The 18,287-nt window shown below is 71.9% G+C and carries 16 protein-coding genes; 10 read left to right on the top strand and 6 right to left on the bottom strand.

Features of this window, described 5'->3' with window-relative positions; genetic code table 11:
- Positions 1 to 84 precede the first annotated feature (84 nt).
- Positions 85 to 1,257 carry a patatin-like phospholipase family protein gene (locus MFF58_RS19200; RefSeq protein WP_238290445.1) on the top strand — a complete coding sequence of 391 codons (1,173 nt, stop codon included), beginning with the start codon at positions 85 to 87 and terminating at the stop codon, positions 1,255 to 1,257.
- A 27-nt stretch (positions 1,258 to 1,284) separates the two neighbouring features.
- Here the strand turns inward: MFF58_RS19200 and MFF58_RS19195 are convergent, their stop codons facing one another.
- The 5 genes from MFF58_RS19195 to MFF58_RS19175 all read right to left on the bottom strand — a co-directional run bounded on the left by MFF58_RS19195 (position 1,285) and on the right by MFF58_RS19175 (position 6,557).
- A complete protein-coding gene (locus tag MFF58_RS19195; RefSeq protein ID WP_238290444.1) occupies positions 1,285 to 1,845 on the bottom strand; it encodes a copper chaperone PCu(A)C in 561 nt (186 codons plus the stop codon).
- Positions 1,846 to 1,923: 78 nt separating this feature from the next.
- Positions 1,924 to 4,260, bottom strand: a complete 2,337-nt coding sequence (locus MFF58_RS19190; protein WP_238290443.1) for a TonB-dependent receptor family protein — start codon at positions 4,258 to 4,260, stop codon at positions 1,924 to 1,926.
- 69 nt (positions 4,261 to 4,329) lie between these two features.
- A complete protein-coding gene (locus MFF58_RS19185; RefSeq protein WP_238290442.1) occupies positions 4,330 to 4,749 on the bottom strand; it encodes a DUF2946 family protein in 420 nt (139 codons plus the stop codon).
- A gap of 25 nt (positions 4,750 to 4,774) precedes the next feature.
- Entirely contained in the window at positions 4,775 to 6,151 is a 1,377-nt protein-coding gene (locus MFF58_RS19180; protein ID WP_238290440.1) for a PepSY-associated TM helix domain-containing protein, read from the bottom strand.
- Positions 6,152 to 6,188: 37 nt separating this feature from the next.
- Complete coding sequence (locus tag MFF58_RS19175; protein WP_238290439.1) at positions 6,189 to 6,557, bottom strand: hypothetical protein; 369 nt, start codon at positions 6,555 to 6,557, stop codon at positions 6,189 to 6,191.
- Positions 6,558 to 7,118: 561 nt separating this feature from the next.
- Between MFF58_RS19175 and MFF58_RS19170 the strand changes: the two genes are divergently transcribed.
- From MFF58_RS19170 to MFF58_RS19135, 8 genes are all read left to right on the top strand, one after another.
- Positions 7,119 to 7,256 carry a hypothetical protein gene (locus tag MFF58_RS19170; protein WP_238290438.1) on the top strand — a complete coding sequence of 46 codons (138 nt, stop codon included), beginning with the start codon at positions 7,119 to 7,121 and terminating at the stop codon, positions 7,254 to 7,256.
- Between the two features lie 119 nt (positions 7,257 to 7,375).
- Positions 7,376 to 8,359 carry an NAD(P)/FAD-dependent oxidoreductase gene (locus MFF58_RS19165; protein ID WP_238290437.1) on the top strand — a complete coding sequence of 328 codons (984 nt, stop codon included), beginning with the start codon at positions 7,376 to 7,378 and terminating at the stop codon, positions 8,357 to 8,359.
- A gap of 172 nt (positions 8,360 to 8,531) precedes the next feature.
- Positions 8,532 to 9,599 (top strand): patatin-like phospholipase family protein, encoded by a 1,068-nt coding sequence (locus MFF58_RS19160; protein ID WP_238290436.1) that lies wholly within the window; start codon positions 8,532 to 8,534, stop codon positions 9,597 to 9,599.
- Positions 9,600 to 9,839: 240 nt separating this feature from the next.
- On the top strand, positions 9,840 to 11,054 hold the full coding sequence (locus MFF58_RS19155; protein ID WP_238290435.1) for an ABC transporter substrate-binding protein: 1,215 nt from the start codon (positions 9,840 to 9,842) through the stop codon (positions 11,052 to 11,054).
- Positions 11,055 to 11,075: 21 nt separating this feature from the next.
- Positions 11,076 to 11,834, top strand: coding sequence for an SDR family oxidoreductase (locus MFF58_RS19150; RefSeq protein WP_238290434.1), 759 nt, complete (start codon positions 11,076 to 11,078; stop codon positions 11,832 to 11,834).
- A gap of 597 nt (positions 11,835 to 12,431) precedes the next feature.
- Complete coding sequence (locus tag MFF58_RS19145) at positions 12,432 to 13,394, top strand: TAXI family TRAP transporter solute-binding subunit (RefSeq protein ID WP_238290433.1); 963 nt, start codon at positions 12,432 to 12,434, stop codon at positions 13,392 to 13,394.
- Between the two features lie 82 nt (positions 13,395 to 13,476).
- Complete coding sequence (locus MFF58_RS19140; protein ID WP_238290432.1) at positions 13,477 to 15,738, top strand: TRAP transporter permease; 2,262 nt, start codon at positions 13,477 to 13,479, stop codon at positions 15,736 to 15,738.
- Positions 15,735 to 16,130: a DUF1850 domain-containing protein gene (locus MFF58_RS19135; protein WP_238290430.1), complete on the top strand. Its 396-nt coding sequence runs from the start codon at positions 15,735 to 15,737 to the stop codon at positions 16,128 to 16,130. Before MFF58_RS19140 ends, MFF58_RS19135 begins: the two co-directional genes overlap by 4 nt.
- A 260-nt stretch (positions 16,131 to 16,390) precedes the next feature.
- Here the strand turns inward: MFF58_RS19135 and MFF58_RS19130 are convergent, their stop codons facing one another.
- A complete protein-coding gene (locus MFF58_RS19130) occupies positions 16,391 to 16,666 on the bottom strand; it encodes a hypothetical protein (RefSeq protein WP_238290429.1) in 276 nt (91 codons plus the stop codon).
- A 375-nt stretch (positions 16,667 to 17,041) separates the two neighbouring features.
- Here MFF58_RS19130 and nhaA point away from each other — a divergent pair, with 375 nt between their 5' ends.
- Entirely contained in the window at positions 17,042 to 18,238 is a 1,197-nt protein-coding gene (nhaA, locus tag MFF58_RS19125) for a Na+/H+ antiporter NhaA (protein ID WP_238290428.1), read from the top strand.
- Positions 18,239 to 18,287: the final 49 nt, after the last annotated feature.

The raw sequence follows: 18,287 nt of genomic DNA, 5'->3' as shown, positions 1-18,287 counted from the left end.
CTGCCCTGCAGCCCGGCGGCCCGGCCCGGCCCATGTACCATCGCGCGGAAACGAATCAGCACCGGACGGCGGGGCGGTCGGCACATGGCGGATCCGGGTCATCGCAGGATCGAGATCGGTCTCGTTCTCCAGGGCGGCGGTGCCCTCGGGGCCTACGAGTGGGGTGCCGTGACGGCGCTCATCGACCGCATCGAGGCGGCGCGGTCGGAGGGGCACGCGGTCGCGCTGCGCGGCGTGACCGGCGTGTCCATCGGCGCCATCACCGCGGCCTGCCTCGTCGGATCGACGTCGCTCGCGGATGCGCGCAGGCGGTTGAGCGGCCTCTGGGCGGACCTGACGCTCCACGTGCCGCCGCTCACGCCGCCGGCCGTCGCGCGGGACCTCGCCCTCTTCGGACTGCCCGGGTTCTACGGGCCGCGGGCGGATGTCTGGGACATCCTGGCCTGGACCGCCCTGTACGACACCAGGCCGCTCCTCGGCACACTGAACAGGCACGTCGATTTCGAGGCCCTGAACGGGAGCCGGACGGCCTTCGTGGTCACGGCGGTCGACGTGGAGACCGGCCGGCTCACGCGCTTCCGGAACGCCGCGGGGGCCTGTCCGCCGGTGCGGGACGCGGGTTCCTGCAGGGCCGAGGATCGGGCCGTCACGATCGGGCCGGAGCACGTGCTGGCGAGCGGCAGCCTCGCGCCGCAATTTCCCTGGACGATCATCGACGGGCGCCGATACTGGGATGGTGGCCTCGTCGACAACACGCCGCTCGGCGACGCCATCGATGCCCTGTCGGCCGACCCCGCGACGGAGCGCCTGCTCGTCGTGATGAACCTGTATCCCCTGCGGGCGAACCGGCCGGCCAACATGGGCCAAGTCCTGGACCGGGTGCATGAACTGAGCTTCGGCAACCGCCTGCGGCAGGACCGGGCGGCGGCCGAGCGCGTCAACGGGATGCTCCGGACGATCGACGCCCTCGCCGCCCTCGCGGAAGCGGAGGGCCGCCCGCTCCCCCCGGCGCTCGGAGCGCAGGTCGAGCGGTTCGCCCGGCTGAAGCTCGTCGACATCCTCGACATCGACTTCCAGGACCACGGCCCGCCCGGTGAAGCGGGCTTCGATGACGAGAACGGCCTGCGCGACTTTTCGGCCCGGACAGTGGAGCGGCGCCGGGCCGCTGGCTACGCGCTGGCCGAGGCGCGCCTCGGTCCGGTCTTTTCCGGCGCCCCGTCCGACACGGCGTTCCGCTCGCGCCTCATGTCGGAATGAGACGCGCATCGGAGCGGTGCGGCCGGGTCAGTGTGCGTGGCCGCCATGCTCCGCGCCGCCATGCCCTCCGCCACCATGCCCCGCATCGCCGTGGTCCATCTCGGCCGCGCCGGGCGCCTTCGCGGCGATGCCCTCGACGGCGAACGCCACCGGCACGCTGCCGGCCTTGGCGAAGGTCAGCGTGCCCTTGACGGTCTCGCCCTTCTTGAGCGGGCTCCTCAGGTCCAGGAACATCAGGTGGTAGCCGCCGGGCTTGAGCGTGACCGTCTCGCCGGGCTTGATCACGAGGCCGCCCTCGACGGGGGCCATCTTCATCACCCCGCCCTCCATCGACATGGAATGCAGCTCGGCCCGGCCGGCATTCTCGAACGTAGCCCCGGTCAGCGTATCGGGCTCGGTGCCCGTGTTGGTCACGGCGACGTAGCCGCCCGCGACCTGGGCGCCGTTGGGCGTGGCGCGCGACCAGGGCTGCACGATCTTGAGGGTGCCGGCGGCGACCTCCGCGGCGGGCGCCGCGTTTGCGGCGGCGAGCAGGGCGGCCAGGCCGAAGGTCGCGCGGGCGAGGGTGCGGGTCGTCGTGGATCTCATGGTTCTCTCCGGAGGATGCGTCTGCGTTCGGGCGAGGGTGGACGGGCGAGGGTGGACGGGCAGGGGCGGACGGGGCGGTCAGAAGGCCAGCTTCATCCCGCCAACGACGTTGCGCGGCGCACCGGCGAAGATCGAGCCGGTGGTCGCCGCCAGCACGCCCGCGCCGTTCTGCAGGCCGGTCGTGCCGCTGATCGAGTCGGCGAGGTTCTGCGCCGCGTTGGTGTAGACCCGGTCGAACACGTTGCGCACCTCGACGTACAGGCTCAGCCGCTTGGCGAAGCCCACCGCGGCCCCGCCGGGGAGGACCCGGTCGTAGTGCAGGTTGAGGTTCACGACCGTGAAGCCCGGCGCCTTCAGAAGGTTGGCGTTGTCGAGGTAGAAATCGCTCTGGTAGACCGCCTCGACGAAGGCGCCCAGGCCCGCCCACGGGCCCGTGGTCTGCTCGTAGCCGAAGCGCGCTAGCGCCGCGTCGGCCGGCACGCCGGGGATCTGGTTGCCCGCGCGGTTGAACCGGGCCGTGCGCGTTCCGGCGCTGAGCTGCTCGGTGTAGTTCGTGAAGATCTGGTCGTCGTGCGTGTAGGCCAGCGTCGCCCGCCAGCCCGCCGGCGACGCCCAGGTGGCGCCGATCTCGACACCCCGGTGCTCCGAGGCCGGGGCGTTGAACGTGTAACTCAGGAGACCCGCGCCGGGCGATTGCGCGATCAGCTCGTTGCGGAAGAACTCGTAGAAGCCGGTGACGGAGAACTGCAGCTCGGGCAGCGGCGCCCAGGACGCGCCGAGGTCGAAGCCGAGATTCTCCTGGGTCTGGATCTGGGTGTTGTTGCCCGGCACGCCGGCCGGGGTCACGGTCAGGTTCGAGGCCGAGGGGGTCGCGTAGCCGGCGGCGACGCGGCCGAGGAGGCGCCACGCCTCGTCGGGCCGGTAGGTCAGGGAGAACTCGGGCGCGACGTTGAGGAAGCTGCGGTCGAGAGTGGCGCTGGCGACCGTCACCCCGCCGGCCGTCGGGTAGCCGTACGTGATGTTGCGGCCGGTGATGGCGGTGGTCTCGGCGCCGATGCCGGCGGTCGCGGTCCACCGGTCCGACAGCAGCAGTTCGACCCGCGCCCGCCCGCCGAGATTGTCCTGCGTTGCGGCCAAGTTGGCGTTGAGGGCCCCGAGCCTGGCACCGCCGTAGGGCGCGCGGACATAGGTGAGCGAGTTCGAGTCGAGGGTGTTGTAGGCCAGGGCCACGTAGCCGGTCATCGGCATCCCGAACAGGTCGCCGCGCCGGGTCACGTCGGAGAGGACGTTGAAGCCCGGGAAGTCGCCGCGCGCCGATGTCGTATAGAAGGGCTGGTTGATGTTGCGGTCGTCGAAGACGAGCTGCGTGCGCCACGTCGTGTATGCGTCGAAGTCGTGCTCGTAGCGGCCGCCCACGATGGTGCGCCGGTCGCCGCGGAAGAAGCCGCCCTCGTCGGCCGTGACCGGCGCGGTGGCGCCGTTCCGGCCGTTGACCGGCAGGGCGTAGGTCACGCAGCCGGCGGCCGCGGTCAGCGCCGACGCGCAGCCGCGCTGGTAGGGGTTCTGGTAGAACTGGAGCAGCGAGGAGCGGCCCGGCAGGTTCGCCTGGAACTCGTTGTTGATGATCTTCAGGGTGAAGCGGTTGTCCGGCGTCGGCGTATACGTGCCGAGGAGGTTGATCGTCTGGGTGTTGAACGAGGAATGGCCCGCGAAGCCGTTGCCGCGGGAGTCGCTGGTGAACAGGCTGAGCTCGAACGGTCCGCTGATGCCGCCCACCGTGGCGTAGTTGTTGAGGTAGCCGAAGCTGCCGGCGTCGACGCCGTACTCGAAGCCGTTCACCGCCGCGCCCCGGCGGGTGTCGAACACGAGCGCGCCGCCGCTGGCGTAATTGCCGAACAGCGCCGATTGGGGGCCGCGGAACACGTCGAGGCTGCCGTAGGCGCGGGGGTCGGTGATGTCGAAGCGCGACGATCCGTCCGCCTGGGTGACCGGGAAGCCGTCCTCCAGCACGACGAAGTTGCGCGACACGCCGGTGGCGCGGGCGTTGTTGCCGCGGACCGAGATGATGACATCCCGGGGGCCGTTGCCCTGGCGTACGGTGACGCCCGGACTGTTGCGGGCGACATCCGCAATGTTGACCGCGGGGCGGTCGTCGATGACGTCCCCACGGCCGATTCTGCTGTTCACCTGCCCGACGGGCGCGGCGACTGGGGTCGGGGCGGCCGGCACCGGCGCGGCGACCCCGGGCGTCGCCGCGCCCCGCGGGTCCGCGACGGGACCGCCCCCCGCGCCGACGACGGACAGCTCCTCCAGGGTTACGCTCTGCTGCGCCTGTGCGGCGGCGGGGATCAGCGGGCTCGCGGCGAGGGCCAGGGCGAGGACGCGCCGGGGTCTGCGGAAACGGGGGGCGGACATGATCTCGGGTCTCGTCTGAACGCGGATGGGCCGGGCGCGGTGCGCCGGGCGGCCCGGGCGGGGCTGCACTCAGACGGTCTCGGGAGGTGCGCGGGCTTGGACGGCGTTTCGCGCCGGCCGGATGCCGGGGATCGGCGGCGGGATCGGCCAGGTGACGCGCCGCCAGACGAGCCGGCCCGCCACCGCGTCCGGAATCACGGGGAGCGGGGCAGCCGCCGTGCAGCGGCACAGGGGGCAGCGGTCGCACGCGGCATGGTCCGCCGGGGTGTCGGCGTGAAGGCCGGCGTGAAGGTCGGCCGCGCCGTCGGGCCCTTGATCCCGGCCGCAGAGGATCGCGTGGATCAGCGCGTCCGCAGCCGCGGCCTCCGCCTGCCGGACGCGCGTCAGCACGCCCGCCGCGGGCGCCAGCAGCTGCAGCCACAGGGCGAGCAGGATCAGGCCGGCGCCGAGCCTGCGTGCCGATCCGACCGAGCGCATGCGGGTGACCACGGGAGCCGCTCCCGTACCGCCGCGGTCAGGCCGTCCGCGTCCGGAAGGTGCGTCCGGCCGCCAGATCGAAGCCGAGCATGATCAGGATCGCGAGGCCGGTCAGGGGGAACAGGACGCCGAGGCCGAGGACGATCCCCGTCACGGTCGCGGCGGCGCGCCGGTCGCGCGGCGGGGGCGGCACCCCCAGGCGACCGGCCGGCCGCCGCTTCCACCACATCGTCCCGGCGGTGACGGCGAGGAGGATGGTGGCGAGGCAGAAAGCCAGCATGGCGAGCTGGTTCACGCGGCCCCAATGCTCGCCCTTGTGGATGCCGATCCCGTATTGCACCGCCCGGGCGACCGGGCCGATATCGGCGAAGTGCACGTCGACCAGCGCCTTGCCGGTGTACTGGTCAAGGGAGATCATCCGCTGCCGGTTCACGTCGCGGGGATAGGCGGCCGCGAAGACGCCGGTCGGGCCGACCGGCAGCGACAGCTCATAGCCGCGCGGCATCCCGAGGCGTGCCAGGATCGCCGCGGCGCCGTCGATGCCGATCCCCGGGGCGCTTCCGGCGCCCTCCGATTTCGGCACGGGCGCGTCCTGCAGGGTCCAGCCCGCCGTGGTGAGCATCTCGCCCAGGGGCACGTTCGAGACCGGCTTGCCCGCCCACAGGGCCGCCGGTTGGCCGAGCCCGGCCGCGTTGGTCCAGGCCCTGAACTGGTCGCCCCACCAGATCGACCAGGGCAGGCCGGTCAGCGCCAGGAAGAACAGGCCGCCGCCGGCCGCGAGCCCGGTCACCGCGTGCAGGTCCCGCCACCAGACGCGCCGCTGCGGGGTGCCGCGGATCGTGACCACGCCGCCGTCCTGGCCGCGCGGCCACCAGAGATAGAGGCCCGTCGCCACGAGGATGATGGCGAAGCCCGCGACGATCTCGATCACCGCGTTGGCCCAGGGCCCGAAATAGGCGAGGCTGTGGAGGCGCCGCAGCACCATGAAGAACTCGCCGTCCCGGTCGACCCGGTCGAGCACGCTGCCGGTGTAGGGATCGAGGTAGACGAGGATCCTGCGGGCGCCGTCCGCCAGGGTGACCATCGCCGAGGCGGTCGCGTCGGCGGGGTCGGTGTAGGCGACCGGCGTGCCCCCGGGCACGGCCTGCGCGGCGTTGAAGATCAGGCGGTCGGGGCCGAGCGGCGCCGTGGACGGCGCGGCGACCCGGGTCCGGTAGGCGAACGCGGTGGCGTTGATCTCGGGCTGGAACAGGTACAGCGCGCCTGTTGCCGAGAGCGAGATCAGGAACGGCAGGCAGGCCAGCCCGGCGTAGAAGTGCCAGCGCCAGACGGCGCGGTAGACCGCGTCGCGGGACGTGCGCGCCGCAGCCGCCGCCCTGAAGGAACGGGTGCTGCCCTGAAGCGAGATCGACATGGGTGGTCCGGGTCTGAGCGATCGGGGAACGGATCGGTCAGGCGGTCGGCGGACCTCGGGGGCTGACGGCGGGGTCGGGCGGGGCGCGGGGGCCGAGCGCCGCGGTCGGCCTCCAGGCCAGCACGGTCGCCCGGCGCGGCGGCGCCGCCACCCCCTCGACCGGCGCGGACGCGACGGCGGTCAGGGGCTGCGCCGCCTGGGTCAGGATGCAGCAGGGATGCTGCTGGCAGGGGAGGCCGTCGTCGGCCGGCGCGCCGCCATGCTCCGCACAGATCACGCCCGGCGCGCCGGCCAGAGGGGCGGCGGGCGCCAGCGTGACGAGGAAGGCCTGGAGCAGCAGCGCGTAGAGCGCGGTCACGGCGATGACCGCGCGGCGTCGAGCCGGTCGGTCGTCGAGCCTGCGCATCGGATGATCTAGTCTCCGGACCCGCGGCAGGTCAACGCGACGCGCGCGCCTCGCGGGCGGACGAGCCTCACCGTTGCCGAACGGCGACGTTGCCGAACGGCGACGGCCCTGTGTCGCCCGGTCGCGCCGGGGGGGAGGCGCGCCACCGAACAAGTCGGTTCGTCCCCGGTTCACCGGAGGACATCCCGCCCATCGGAAGGATACCTGCATGCGACGGCTCAACCGGTTCTTCGGGTCCGTAGCCCTCACGACGCTCCGCCTGATCCCGGCGGCGGCCCTCGCCGAGGAGGGCGGGCCGTGCAGCGCGCGGTCGATCTGAACGCCGAGGGTGACCGGAGCTGCCGGGAGGCCGTCAAGGAAGCCCGCGATCCGCTCCCGCAGAAGGGGCGGTGACCGCCCGGCGGGCTCACAGGTGAGCGAGCCGACGTTGCCATCGCCACAGCGCCGCGGGTGCAAGCCCCCGGCGTTCCCCCGTTTTTTCCGCGACGCCGGGCCCGCGTGCGCTCCACAGGGCCGGGTCAGGGGCCCGATCGGCGTGATCGCGCAATCGAGGAGTCCACGATGCAACCGGGGGACATGAAGCCCGCTCCAGTCCGGACGAACCGCTACGGCCTGATCGCGGCGGCGCTCCTGTTCGCGGCGCTCGCGGCGTTCGCGATCTACTTCTTCCTCATCCCGTCGCCGCTGCCGCCGCAATGAGCGCGCGCGGGACGAGGGGCCCCGACGAGCCGCAGGGCCGGCGGGTGCGCAGCGCGTGTTCCGGACCCGGCGGGGGTCGCCGCCGGGCCGGGATCGCCGGCCGTTCGGGATAGGGATGGATGTCCGGGTTCGAGTCCACGATGGCGGACGAGCCGCTGGACTGCCTGGTCGTCGGCGGCGGCCCGGCGGGCCTGACCGCCGCCCTCTACCTCGCCCGGTTCGAGCGCCGGTTCCTGGTCGTGGATGCGGGGCAGTCCCGGGCGTCCCGGATCCCGAAGAGCCATAACGTCCCCGCCTTCGCGGAGGGCATCTCGGGCACGGAGATGCTGGCCCGCCAGCGGGCGCACGTCGCCCGCTACGGCGGATCCGTGGCGCACGGGACCGTCACGGCCCTGAGCAAGGAGAAGGGCGGCTTCCTCGCCAGCCTGGAGACCGGAGGCCTACCGGGCGAGGTCCGGGCCCGTCGCGTCCTGCTCGCGAGCGGCGCCGACGACGTCGAGCCCGGCTTTCCCGGCCTGCCCGACGCGGTGCGCCGCGGGCTCGTGCGCTACTGCCCGATCTGCGACGGCTACGAGGCGCGGGGCAAGCGCATCGCCGTGATCGGCCACGGCGACCGGGGGCTGGGCGAAGCGGTCTTCATCGCGCGCACCTACGCCCGGGACGTGACGCTGATGACCCTGGGCCAGGGCATGGTCCTCGACGCGGGCGAGGCCGCGCGCATCGCCCGGCATGGCATCGCGGTGGTCCACGACCCCGTCGTCGGCCTCGACGTCGAGGGGGCACGGATCACGGTGCTGCGCACGGCCGACGGGGCCGAGCACCGTTTCGCGGTGCTCTACTCGGCCCTGGGCCTGACCATCCGCTCCGACCTCGCGGTGGCGCTCGGCGCCGCCCACGACGCAACCGGCGCGCTCATCGTCGACGAGCACAACCGCACGACGGTGCCCGGCCTGTACGCGGCCGGCGGCGTCGTCCGCGGCCTCGACCAGATCGTGGTGGCCATGGGCCACGGCGCGGTGGCCGCCACCGCCATCCACAACCGCTGCGAACTCCCCACCGAAGAGGAGGTGGACGGCGGCGAAGCCAAGGCGGGCCGCGCCTGATCACCCGGCGATCCGCCCCAGCGCGGCCGAGCGGCCGAACCGGGGCCGGCCCGCGGACGCCGCTACCTTCGCTCAGGCCCGAGCGGGCCAACCACTCCGCGCGCCGGCCGCGGGAACCGGCCCGCATCGGCTCGATTACGGGCTTCGAGAGCCTTCGAACCTGAAAGCCGGGATGACGGAACACGCGCGCGATCTCGCCCTGGTCTTCGCCGGCGGCAACGCCGTCGGCGCCTACCATGCCGGTGCCTACGAGGCGCTCCACGCCCAGGGACTCCGACCCGACTGGGTCGTCGGCGCCTCCATCGGCGCCGTGACCGCCGCGATCATCGCGGGCAACGCCCCCGGCGACAGGGTCGCCCAGCTCCACCGCTTCTGGCAGGAGGCGACGCTGGGCCCCGCGCTGGATCCCACCGGGCTGCTCAAGCCGCGCCAGATCTACAACGGCCTGCACGCCCTGATGGCCCTGCTCTGGGGGCGGCCGAACATCTTCCGCCACCGCCTGCCCGGCGCGTGGTCGGCGCTGCCGTGGGTCCCGGACGACGTGGCCCTGTTCGACAACGCCCCCCTGCTCCAGACCCTGAACCGCCTCATCGACTTCGAGCGCCTGAACCGGGGCGACACGCGCCTGTCGATCGGCTGCGTCGATATCGAGACCGGCGAGGAGGTCTATTTCGACACCGCCCGCGAGACGATCCGGGCCGAGCACATCCTCGCCAGCACCGCGATCCTGCCCGCCTTCCCGCCGGTGGAGGTGGACGGGCGCGTGCTGTGCGACGCCGGATACACGAACAACCTGCCGCTCGACCCGATCTTCGCCACCGAGCCCGCGCGGGACCTGCTCTGCATCGCCTCGGACCTGTTCAGCCCGCGGGCGCCGCGCCCGGCCTCCCTCGACGCGGTGCTGGAGCGCGCGAACGACCTCATCTTCGGCAGCGCGCCGCGCCGGGCGATCGCCGCCCTGAAGCGCGAGTACGCGCTGCGGCAGCAGCTCGATCCGGCCGGTCCGGCGGTGACGCTGCTGCACCTCGTCTATCAGGCGGGCGCCGACCAGCTCGCCGCCAAGAGCTTCGACTTCTCGCCCTCGTCGATCCGCGACCGCTGGGCGGCCGGCCACCGGGACGCCGTCGCCGGCCTGGAGCGCCTGTCCGGGCAGCAGACCGACGGCCGCGACAGGTTCACCTACGTCACCGCCGATCCGGGCGAACCGTCGCACGCGGCACGGGCGGCGCGGACCGGCTGACCGCGCCCCGGGACCGGAGCGGCGGCCCGGGCGCGATGCTCGCCCGGGGCGATGGGCGAGCCCGACAGCCCGCATGGAGGCGGGGCGCGCTGGTTCGTCGGAGCCCTCGATGCCCACCGCGTCGCGTGCCTGACGGTTTGGCGCCGGCGCCCGGCGGCACTGGGGAACGGCGCTTGACGCTGGGATGCGGGCCGTGCCCTCCTGGCTCCAACGATAATCAATCCGGGAGTGAGAACCGCCATGGCGTTGATCCGGTGCTGCCTGCTCTCGGCGGCGATCAGCCTCACCGCCCTGGCTTGGCCGGCATCCGCCCAGCCGATCCGCGTCAAGGTCGGCGTCCTCAACGACATGTCGGGCGTCTACGCCGATACCGGCGGCAAGGGTTCACTGGTCGCCGCGCAGATGGCGGTCGAGGACTTCGCCAAGACGAACGGGGCCGTGCAGGTCGAGGTCGTCTCGGCCGACCACCAGAACAAGCCCGATATCGGCGCCGCCGTTGCCCGCCAATGGTACGACCGCGACGGCGTCGACGCGATCCTCGACGTACCGACCTCCTCGGTGGCGCTGGCGGTGAGCCAGATCACGCGCGAGAAGAACAAGGTCTTCATCGATTCCGGTGCCGGGACCACGGAGCTGACCGGCAAGCAATGCTCGCCGAACACGATCCAATGGACCTACGACACCTACGCCCTGGCGCACGGGACGGCCGGCGCCCTGCTCAAGCGCGGGGGCGACACGTGGTACTTCCTCACCGCCGACTACGCGTTCGGCCTCTCCCTCCAGGAACAGGCCACGGACGTGATCGGGACGGGCGGCGGGCGGGTGCTGGGCGCCGCCCGCGTCCCGTTCCCCGCCACCGACGTCTCCTCGTTCCTCCTGCAGGCGCAGGCCTCGGGGGCGAAGGTGGTGGGGCTGGCCAATGCCGGCGGCGACACGATCAATGCGGTCAAGCAGGCGCATGAGTTCGGGCTGACCGAGGGCGGCCAGAAGCTCGCCGCGCTGCTGATCTACGCCATCGACGTGCACGCTCTCGGCCTCCAGACCGCGCAGGGGCTGGTGCTCACGGAATCGTTCTACTGGGACCTCAATCCGGAGACCCGGGCGTTCTCCGAGCGGTTCGCCAAGCGCCACGGCAACAACATGCCGACGATGAACCAGGCGGGCGTCTATTCCGGCCTCCTGCACTACCTGAAGGCTGTGGCGGCGACGAAATCGACCGACCCGCAGGCGACGATGGCCTGGATGAAGGCCAACCCGACGGACGACCCGCTGTTCGGCAAGGGTACGATCCGGGCGGACGGGCGCAAGGTGCACCCGATGTACCTGTTCGAGGTGAAGGCGCCGTCCGAGTCGAAGGGCGCGTGGGACCTCTACAAGCTCCTCGACACCATCCCGGCCGATCAGGCCTTCCGGCCCCTGGCGGAGGGCGGCTGCCCGCTCGTCGGCAAGCCGTAGAAACCGCTGAGATAGACCGACATGCTGCGGGACATCGAGGGACAGGTCGCCTGGGTGACGGGCGCCGGGTCCGGCATCGGACGAGCGGCCGCAGTGTCGCTGGCGAAGGCCGGGGTTCGCCTCGCGCTCACGGGGCGCGGCCGGGAGGCCCTGGAGGGCACCGCGGAAGCGATCCGCGCGGCGGGCGGGGAGGCGCTGGTCGCCCCCGCCGACATGGGCGTCGCCGACGACGTGCAGAGGGCCTGGGAGGCGGTCCAGGCCGCCTACCGCCGCTGCGACCTGCTGGTGAATTCGGCCGGCCTCAACGTGCCCCAGCGAAGCTGGAGCGAGATCGGGCCGGCCGGCATCGACGCCGTGGTCGGCGTGAACCTCAACGGTCCCTTCTACGCGTCGCGGGCCGTGCTGCCGACGATGCGCGCCCAGCGGAGCGGCCTGATCATCCAGGTCTCGTCCTGGGCCGGCCGCTACGTGTCCACCCTGACGGGACCAGCCTACTCGGCAGCCAAGCACGGGCTGGTGGCGCTCTCGGAGAGCCTCAACCAGGAGGAATGCCGACACGGGATCCGGTCCTGCTGCATCTGTCCCGGCGAGGTCGCGACACCGCTGCTCGACAAGCGGCCGGTTCCCGTGACGGCGGAGGACAAAGGGCGGATGCTGCAATCGGAGGATCTCGCCGAGACGATCCTGTTCGTGGCGCGGATGCCGGCGAGCGTGTGCGTCAACGAGATCCTCATCAGCCCGACCTGGAACCGCGGCTACCTCGAGGGCGTGAAGCTCTGACGCGTCGCGGGACGAGCCCGCGTCCGCCGCCTGCCTCGAGGTGGGCGGCCACGACCGGGGGCAAGCCGCTGTCGCTCCGCGCCCATGAGAGCGCCCATGAGGGCGCGCGCGAGGGCGCCCATGAGGGCATCCAGCCTTCGCTCCGACCCGCCCGGTGCCCGCCACCGCGGCGATCGACCGAGCCCCCGGACCGCCGCCTCGCCGATGTCGTGCAGGCCAGGGCCTCGCCGGAACCCTCGGGAATCCGGCCACACCGACAGGACAGGTCCGCGCCGGAAGTTCTTCACATGATGACGCGCAAATGAAGTCCTGTCCGTCTTCGGCAAGATTTCAGATTGTCTTGGCAATTATTTCGCGCTCGAACTTGCACAAATCTCTGCGCGAGACGGCAGAACGGCGTGCGGAGCGCGCAGGGATCGCGGCATGCCGCATTCCCGAGGCGGCAGACCAGCACCCGTCGGCGGCTTTGGGTCCATCCGGGCGGTTCAGACGCTCTCGACCACGTTCGGGACGTGGACATCGGACGGATCGATGGATTGCGCATCGACGCAGAGGGTCAGATCTGCTTCAAGGCGGCAACAGAATATGGGAGGGCTCATGTCAGGTCTGCCGAAACGCCTCGCCGGGCTCGCCCTCGGCGCATCCGCCTTCCTGAGCCTCGCCGTCCCTGCGCGCGCCGACGATTTCATCGCCATCCTCACGGGTGGAACCTCAGGCGTGTACTACCCGATGGGTGTCGCGCTCTCGAAGATCTTCACCGAGAAGCTTCCGGGGACCCGCCCGTCCGTTCAGGCCACCAAGGCCTCCGTCGAGAACCTCAACCTGGTCCAGGCCGGCAAGGGCGAACTCGCGTTCACGCTCGGCGACAGCTTGGCCGCCGGATGGAAGGGCGATGAGGAAGCGGGCTTCCGGCGCAAGCTCGACAAGCTGCGCGGGGTCACCGCGATCTACCCGAACTACGTCCAGATCGTCGCCTCCAAGGAGTCCGGCATCCGGACGTTGGCGGACCTGAAGGGCAAGCGCCTCTCCGTCGGCGCCCCCAAGTCGGGCACGGAGCTGAATGCGCGCGCGATCCTGGAGGCCGCCGGGCTGAGCTACAAGGATCTCGGCAAGGTCGAGTACCTGCCGTTCGGTGAATCCGTCGAACTCATGAAGAACCGTCAGCTCGACGCGACGCTGCAATCGGCCGGTCTCGGCGTCTCCTCCATTCGCGATCTGGCGAATGCGACACCCATCACGGTTGTCGCCATACCGGCGGCGGTGGTCGACAAGGCGGGCGCACCCTTCGTCAAGCAATTGATCCCGGCGAATACCTACGAGGGACAGGCCGAGGCCGTGGAAACGGGGGCGGTTGTCAACTACCTCGTGACCCGCGCCGACCTCTCGGACGACCTCGTCTACAGGATGACGAAGGCGGTGTATGAGAGCCTGCCCGAGTTGCAGGCCGCGCACTCGGCCGCGAAGGGGATTGACGTCAACAGGGCTGCGGAAGGTATGCCGCTGCCGCTCCATCCAGGCGCCGCCCGCTACCTCAAGGAGAAGGGCGTATCCGTCCCCTGATACGTGCGGAGCAGACCGTGCGATCACGATGCGTCGGGGGCGAACCTGGGGAATGGGTTGGCCCGCTTTCGGAAGGCAGCCCATGAACGAGCGGGTCGACCAAGCTGAGCTGCAGAATCCCGAGCACGGGCTGCCGGAGAATTTCGGGGCCGGCTGGCCGGGGCGCCTCCTGTTCTGGCTTGCTGTGGCTTTCTCGACCTTCCAGATCGTGACCGCCTTCGGCGTTCCGCTCGACCGCACGATCGCGTTCGGCGTCACACCCCTTGCCCTCGCCTGGGCGGCCCTGGCGGCCGGCGCGCTCTTCGTCGGCTGGGCCGCCGCGCGGCGGCGACCGGTGCTGGACGGGCTGTTCGCCGTCGTGACGCTGGCGATCACCGTCGGCCTCGTCACCAAGTTCCCCGGCGGGCTGCCGAGCCAAGCGGTCCGCACGCTCCACGTCGGCTTCCTGTGCCTGGTCGGCGGCGGCCTCCTGGCGAACCACCGGTCGCGCACGCGGGCGACGCGGAGTCTGGGCTGGGCGCTCGCCGTCGCCGGCTTCCTGATCGGGGCCTACCAGTGGGCCTTCTACGACGACCTCGTGGCGCGCGCGGGCGAACTCACGGATGCCGACCTCTATGTCGGGCTCGCCCTGATCGCGCTGCTGTTCTACCTCGTCGCCCGCATCATGGGGCCGGCGCTCGTCATCGTGGCCGGCACGTTCCTCGCCTATTGCCTGCTCGGCCAGTACCTGCCGGCGCCGCTCAACCATCGCGGCTACGGCCTCGAGCAGGTGGTCGAGCACATGGCCTTCGGGACGGAGGGCATCTACGGCACGCCCGTCTACGTGTCGTCGACCTACATCTTCCTGTTCGTTCTCTTCGGCGCCTTCCTCGAGCGCGCCGGCATGATCGCGCTGTTCACCGACATCGCCATGAGCCTGTTCGGCTCGGCAAGGGGCGGTCCCGCCAAGGTCGCGGTGTTCTCCTCCGCGCTCATGGGCACGATCTCGGGGTCCGGCGTCGCCAACGTCGTGGCGGTCGGCCAGTTCACCATCCCGCTGATGAAACGCTTCGGCTACAAGCCCGCCTTCGCGGGCGGCGTCGAGGCGACCGCCTCCATGGGCGGGCAGATCATGCCGCCCGTGATGGGCGCGGTGGCCTTCATCATGGCCGAGACGATCGACGTGCCCTACGTCGAGATCGTCAAGGCGGCGATCATCCCGGCCCTTCTCTACTACCTCTCCGCCTTCCTGGCCGTGCATTTCGAGGCCGGCCGGCGCGGCCTCGTGGGGCTGCCGCGCGGCGAGCTGCCGAGCGCCAAGGCGGCGTTGCGCGAGCGCTGGTTCCTCATCCTGCCGCTCGCCGTCCTCGTCTACCTGCTCTTCGCGGGCTACACGCCGCTCTTCGCGGGCTCGGTCGGGCTCGCGCTCACGGTGACCCTGATCCTGGGCGGCACCATCGCCCTCGGCTTCGGCCGCGAGGCTGTCCGCTCGATCTTCTACGTCACGCTCGGCCTGATCGCCGCCGGGGCACTCTGGGTCGGCGTCATGCTCGTCCTGGCGCTCGTCCTGGTCATGGTGGCCGCCAGCCTGCTCACCCGCGGCGGGCGCGACACCCTCGTCGCCTGTCGCAACGCCCTCGCCGACGGCGCCCGGCAAGCCCTTCCGGTCGGTCTGGCCTGCGCGGTCGTCGGCCTCGTCATCGGCACGATGACGCTGACCGGCGTCGGGACGATCTTCGGCAACTACGTCGTGTCGGTCGGCCAGAACTCGCTCGTCGCCTCCCTCGTCCTGACGATGGTGGTGAGCCTGATCCTCGGCATGGGCATCCCGACGATCCCCAATTACATCATCACCTCATCGCTCGCGGCGCCCTCGCTCCTGACGCTGGGCGTGCCGCTGATCGTCAGCCACATGTTCGTGTTCTACTTCGGCATCATGGCGGACCTGACGCCACCCGTCGCGCTCGCCTGCTTCGCGGCGGCGCCGATCGCGCGCGAGAGCGGCTTCAAGATCAGCCTGGAGGCGATCCGGATCGCGCTGCCCGGCTTCGTGGTCCCCTACATGGCCGTCTACGATCCGGCGCTGATGGCGCAGAACACCACCGGGATCGGGGGCCCCGCCTTCGCGGCCGCCGTCGCCTACATGTGCGTGAAGGCCGCCGCCGCGGTGTTCCTGTGGGGCGCGGCCACGAGCGGCTTCCTGCGCGGACCGATGCGCCTGTGGGAGCGGGCGGCGGCCTTCCTCGGCGCCCTTCTCCTCGTGGTCGCGCTGCCGCTGACCGACCAGGCCGGATTCCTGCTCGGGGCTGCCGCCGTCGGCGCGCACGTCTGGCGGTTGCGCCGGGTCGCGACGCGCCCGGCATGATCTGCCTCCTCGCCGCGAGCGTGGTGGTCCCGCTGAGCGTGCCGGCCATCACGCTGCGCTGGTCCCACTCGGTCGAGAAGATCGTCTGGGAGGAGGACTGGGCGGACACCCCGGCCGGGCTGACGATCACCGCGAGCCGCGTCAGGGGTTCGGGCGCCGGCATGGAGCCTGCTCTCGATGCACATTGGGTGAACGGCGCCTGGACCTGGGTCCCGCGCCTGGCTCCCCTCAGGGAGGTCGTGCTGCGGCGCTCGGGCGCGACGGCGGACTGGTCCGTGTGCCTGCAGGGCGCCTGCCAGCCGATGAGCGTCTTCGTCGGGCCGGAGGCCGATCCGGTGACGCTGACCTCCTGCGCGGGCGCCCCGCGCGGCGACGCCGCCGAGCATCGCTGATCGGAAGCCCGGTCTTCGCATTGGGGTCCGGCGGCCTCGCCGGACGTCTCACGATCGCGGACCGGAAGAGCGCGTGTCGCACCGCGCGCGGACGGCCCGCACGCGGACAGCCCGCACGAACTCTCCGGCCCGCGCTACCGGCCCGTCAGCCTGCTCGTCGGCGCCCGGGATCCCGAACGGACGACGGGAAGGACACGCCTGACGTATCCTTCCCGGCCTCCCGAGCCGTCACCCGGCCATCGCGGGCCGGGGATCTTCGATCACATGCGGTGACCGCGGTGGTGTCCCATCATGTGACCGCGATGGTGGCGCATCATGTGATGTCCGCGGTGATGACGCATCATGTGACCGCGCATGTGGTGGTGGCGCATCATGCGGCCATGGCCACGATGACCGTGCATGCCGTCCATCCGGACCTCGGTGACCGCGACGGGGGCATCGACCGCGCCGATCATGCCGGGAGCGGCGGATGCCGGAGCGACGGAAGCGACACCCAGGGTTGCCAGGATGGCGGCGGCGAACAGAGACTTCTTCATGGGCGTCCTCACTTCGTTGTTGCCGGCCGGAGGTCGGAGTTGACAGCGACCGGAGTCGAGGAACGGCGCAGCTTCCGCACCGTTCCAAGTGGTACGTTGTTCTCCCCGTCACGCCATCGGAGAAGCGCCCGCGGAAACGGCCCCGGGTCGCCCGCGAAGGGCGCAGGCCGGGCCGCCCACGCGGTGACCGCGGCCGAACGGTCTCAGCGCGGGCGTGCCCGTGGCGCTCGATCGCCCTGAGCTCGCCCGAGGCTCCGGGCCTTGGCTGCGCGCGTGTCGGTTGCCGGGGCGGCCGAACGATGCGATAGCGCCCCCGGGTGCGCGGTCCGGTCGGTCGGATCGGCAGGTCTCTGCGCTGGTCGGGCCGCCAGCGGCATGGAGTCCGTGCGCGTGCCCTCCCGCCCCCCTCGTCCCCTGTCGTCCCTGCGCGCCCTGCTCACGAGCGGCGCCGGCGGCGGCCTCGTCCTGATGGCCAGCGCTGCGTTGGCGCTCGCCGTCGCCAACTCGCCGCTCGCCGACACCTATTTCGCCGCGCTTCAGGCCCATGTCGGCCCGCTCTCGGTCCTGCACTGGATCAACGACGGCCTGATGGCCGTGTTCTTCCTGCTCGTCGGCCTGGAGATCAAGCGCGAGCTGCTCGACGGGCGCCTGCGCACCTGGCCCGACCGCATCCTGCCGGGCGTGGCCGCGCTGGGCGGCATGATCCTGCCGGCCCTCGTCTACGCCGCCGTCAACCGCCACTCGCCCGAGACCCTGCGGGGCTGGGCCATCCCGGCCGCCACCGACATCGCCTTCGCGCTGGGCGTGCTGGCGCTCCTCGGCTCGCGCGTGCCGGTGTCGCTGAAGGTGTTCCTGACGGCGCTCGCCATCATCGACGACCTCGGCGCGGTGATCATCATCGCCGTGTTCTACACCGCAGACCTGTCGCTGCCGATGCTCGGCGGCGCGGCCGTGACCCTGGCGGCGCTGTACGGGCTCAACAAGGCCGGCGTCAGCCGCCTGTGGCCCTACCTCGCCCTCGGGGCGGTGCTCTGGGTGTTCACGCTCTTGTCGGGCGTGCACGCCACCATCGCGGGCGTCCTGCTCGCCCTGGCGGTGCCGCTCCGGCTGAGCGTCGGCAGGCCGGACGATCCGACCTCACCGCTGCACATCCTCGAACATGCCGTGAGCCCCTGGACGGCGTTCCTGATCCTGCCGGTGTTCGGCTTCGCCAATGCCGGCGTGTCCTTCGCCGGGTTCAGGCCGGCGATCCTGCTCGATCCGGTGACGCTGGGCGTGGGGCTCGGCCTGTTCCTCGGCCAGCAGCTCGGCGTGTTCGGCTTCGTGCTCGCGACCGTGCGCCTCGGCTGGGCGCAGCGGCCGAGCGGTGCGACGTGGGCGCAGGTCTACGGCGTCGCCATCCTGTGCGGGGTCGGCTTCACGATGAGCCTGTTCATCGGCCTGCTGGCCTTCGCCCACCGGCCGGATCTGGAGGCCGAGACCAAGGTCGGCGTGCTCTTCGGCTCGCTCGCCTGCATGGCCGCCGGGGCGCTGGTGCTGCGGCTCGCTCCGCAGAGTCCGGCCCACCGCTGAGCCGAGGCCGGCCGTCGCCGCGCCCCGGGGCACGGCCGCCTCCACCGTC

The organism is Methylobacterium longum, from assembly GCF_022179385.1.
Classification (GTDB): domain Bacteria; phylum Pseudomonadota; class Alphaproteobacteria; order Rhizobiales; family Beijerinckiaceae; genus Methylobacterium; species Methylobacterium longum.
This window is presented reverse-complemented; position numbering and strand designations above follow the sequence as displayed.

Bases quoted from the DNA above. Each gene is read 5' to 3' on its own strand.
- MFF58_RS19200 (WP_238290445.1), top strand. From the start codon at position 85: ATGGCGGATCCGGGTCATCGCAGGATCGAGATCGGTCTCGTTCTCCAG.
- MFF58_RS19195 (WP_238290444.1), bottom strand. From the start codon at position 1,845: ATGAGATCCACGACGACCCGCACCCTCGCCCGCGCGACCTTCGGCCTG.
- MFF58_RS19190 (WP_238290443.1), bottom strand. From the start codon at position 4,260: ATGTCCGCCCCCCGTTTCCGCAGACCCCGGCGCGTCCTCGCCCTGGCC.
- MFF58_RS19180 (WP_238290440.1), bottom strand. From the start codon at position 6,151: ATGTCGATCTCGCTTCAGGGCAGCACCCGTTCCTTCAGGGCGGCGGCT.
- MFF58_RS19175 (WP_238290439.1), bottom strand. From the start codon at position 6,557: ATGCGCAGGCTCGACGACCGACCGGCTCGACGCCGCGCGGTCATCGCC.
- MFF58_RS19170 (WP_238290438.1), top strand. From the start codon at position 7,119: ATGCAACCGGGGGACATGAAGCCCGCTCCAGTCCGGACGAACCGCTAC.
- MFF58_RS19165 (WP_238290437.1), top strand. From the start codon at position 7,376: ATGTCCGGGTTCGAGTCCACGATGGCGGACGAGCCGCTGGACTGCCTG.
- MFF58_RS19160 (WP_238290436.1), top strand. From the start codon at position 8,532: ATGACGGAACACGCGCGCGATCTCGCCCTGGTCTTCGCCGGCGGCAAC.
- MFF58_RS19155 (WP_238290435.1), top strand. From the start codon at position 9,840: ATGGCGTTGATCCGGTGCTGCCTGCTCTCGGCGGCGATCAGCCTCACC.
- MFF58_RS19150 (WP_238290434.1), top strand. From the start codon at position 11,076: ATGCTGCGGGACATCGAGGGACAGGTCGCCTGGGTGACGGGCGCCGGG.
- MFF58_RS19145 (WP_238290433.1), top strand. From the start codon at position 12,432: ATGTCAGGTCTGCCGAAACGCCTCGCCGGGCTCGCCCTCGGCGCATCC.
- MFF58_RS19140 (WP_238290432.1), top strand. From the start codon at position 13,477: ATGAACGAGCGGGTCGACCAAGCTGAGCTGCAGAATCCCGAGCACGGG.
- MFF58_RS19135 (WP_238290430.1), top strand. From the start codon at position 15,735: ATGATCTGCCTCCTCGCCGCGAGCGTGGTGGTCCCGCTGAGCGTGCCG.
- MFF58_RS19130 (WP_238290429.1), bottom strand. From the start codon at position 16,666: ATGAAGAAGTCTCTGTTCGCCGCCGCCATCCTGGCAACCCTGGGTGTC.
- nhaA (WP_238290428.1), top strand. From the start codon at position 17,042: ATGGAGTCCGTGCGCGTGCCCTCCCGCCCCCCTCGTCCCCTGTCGTCC.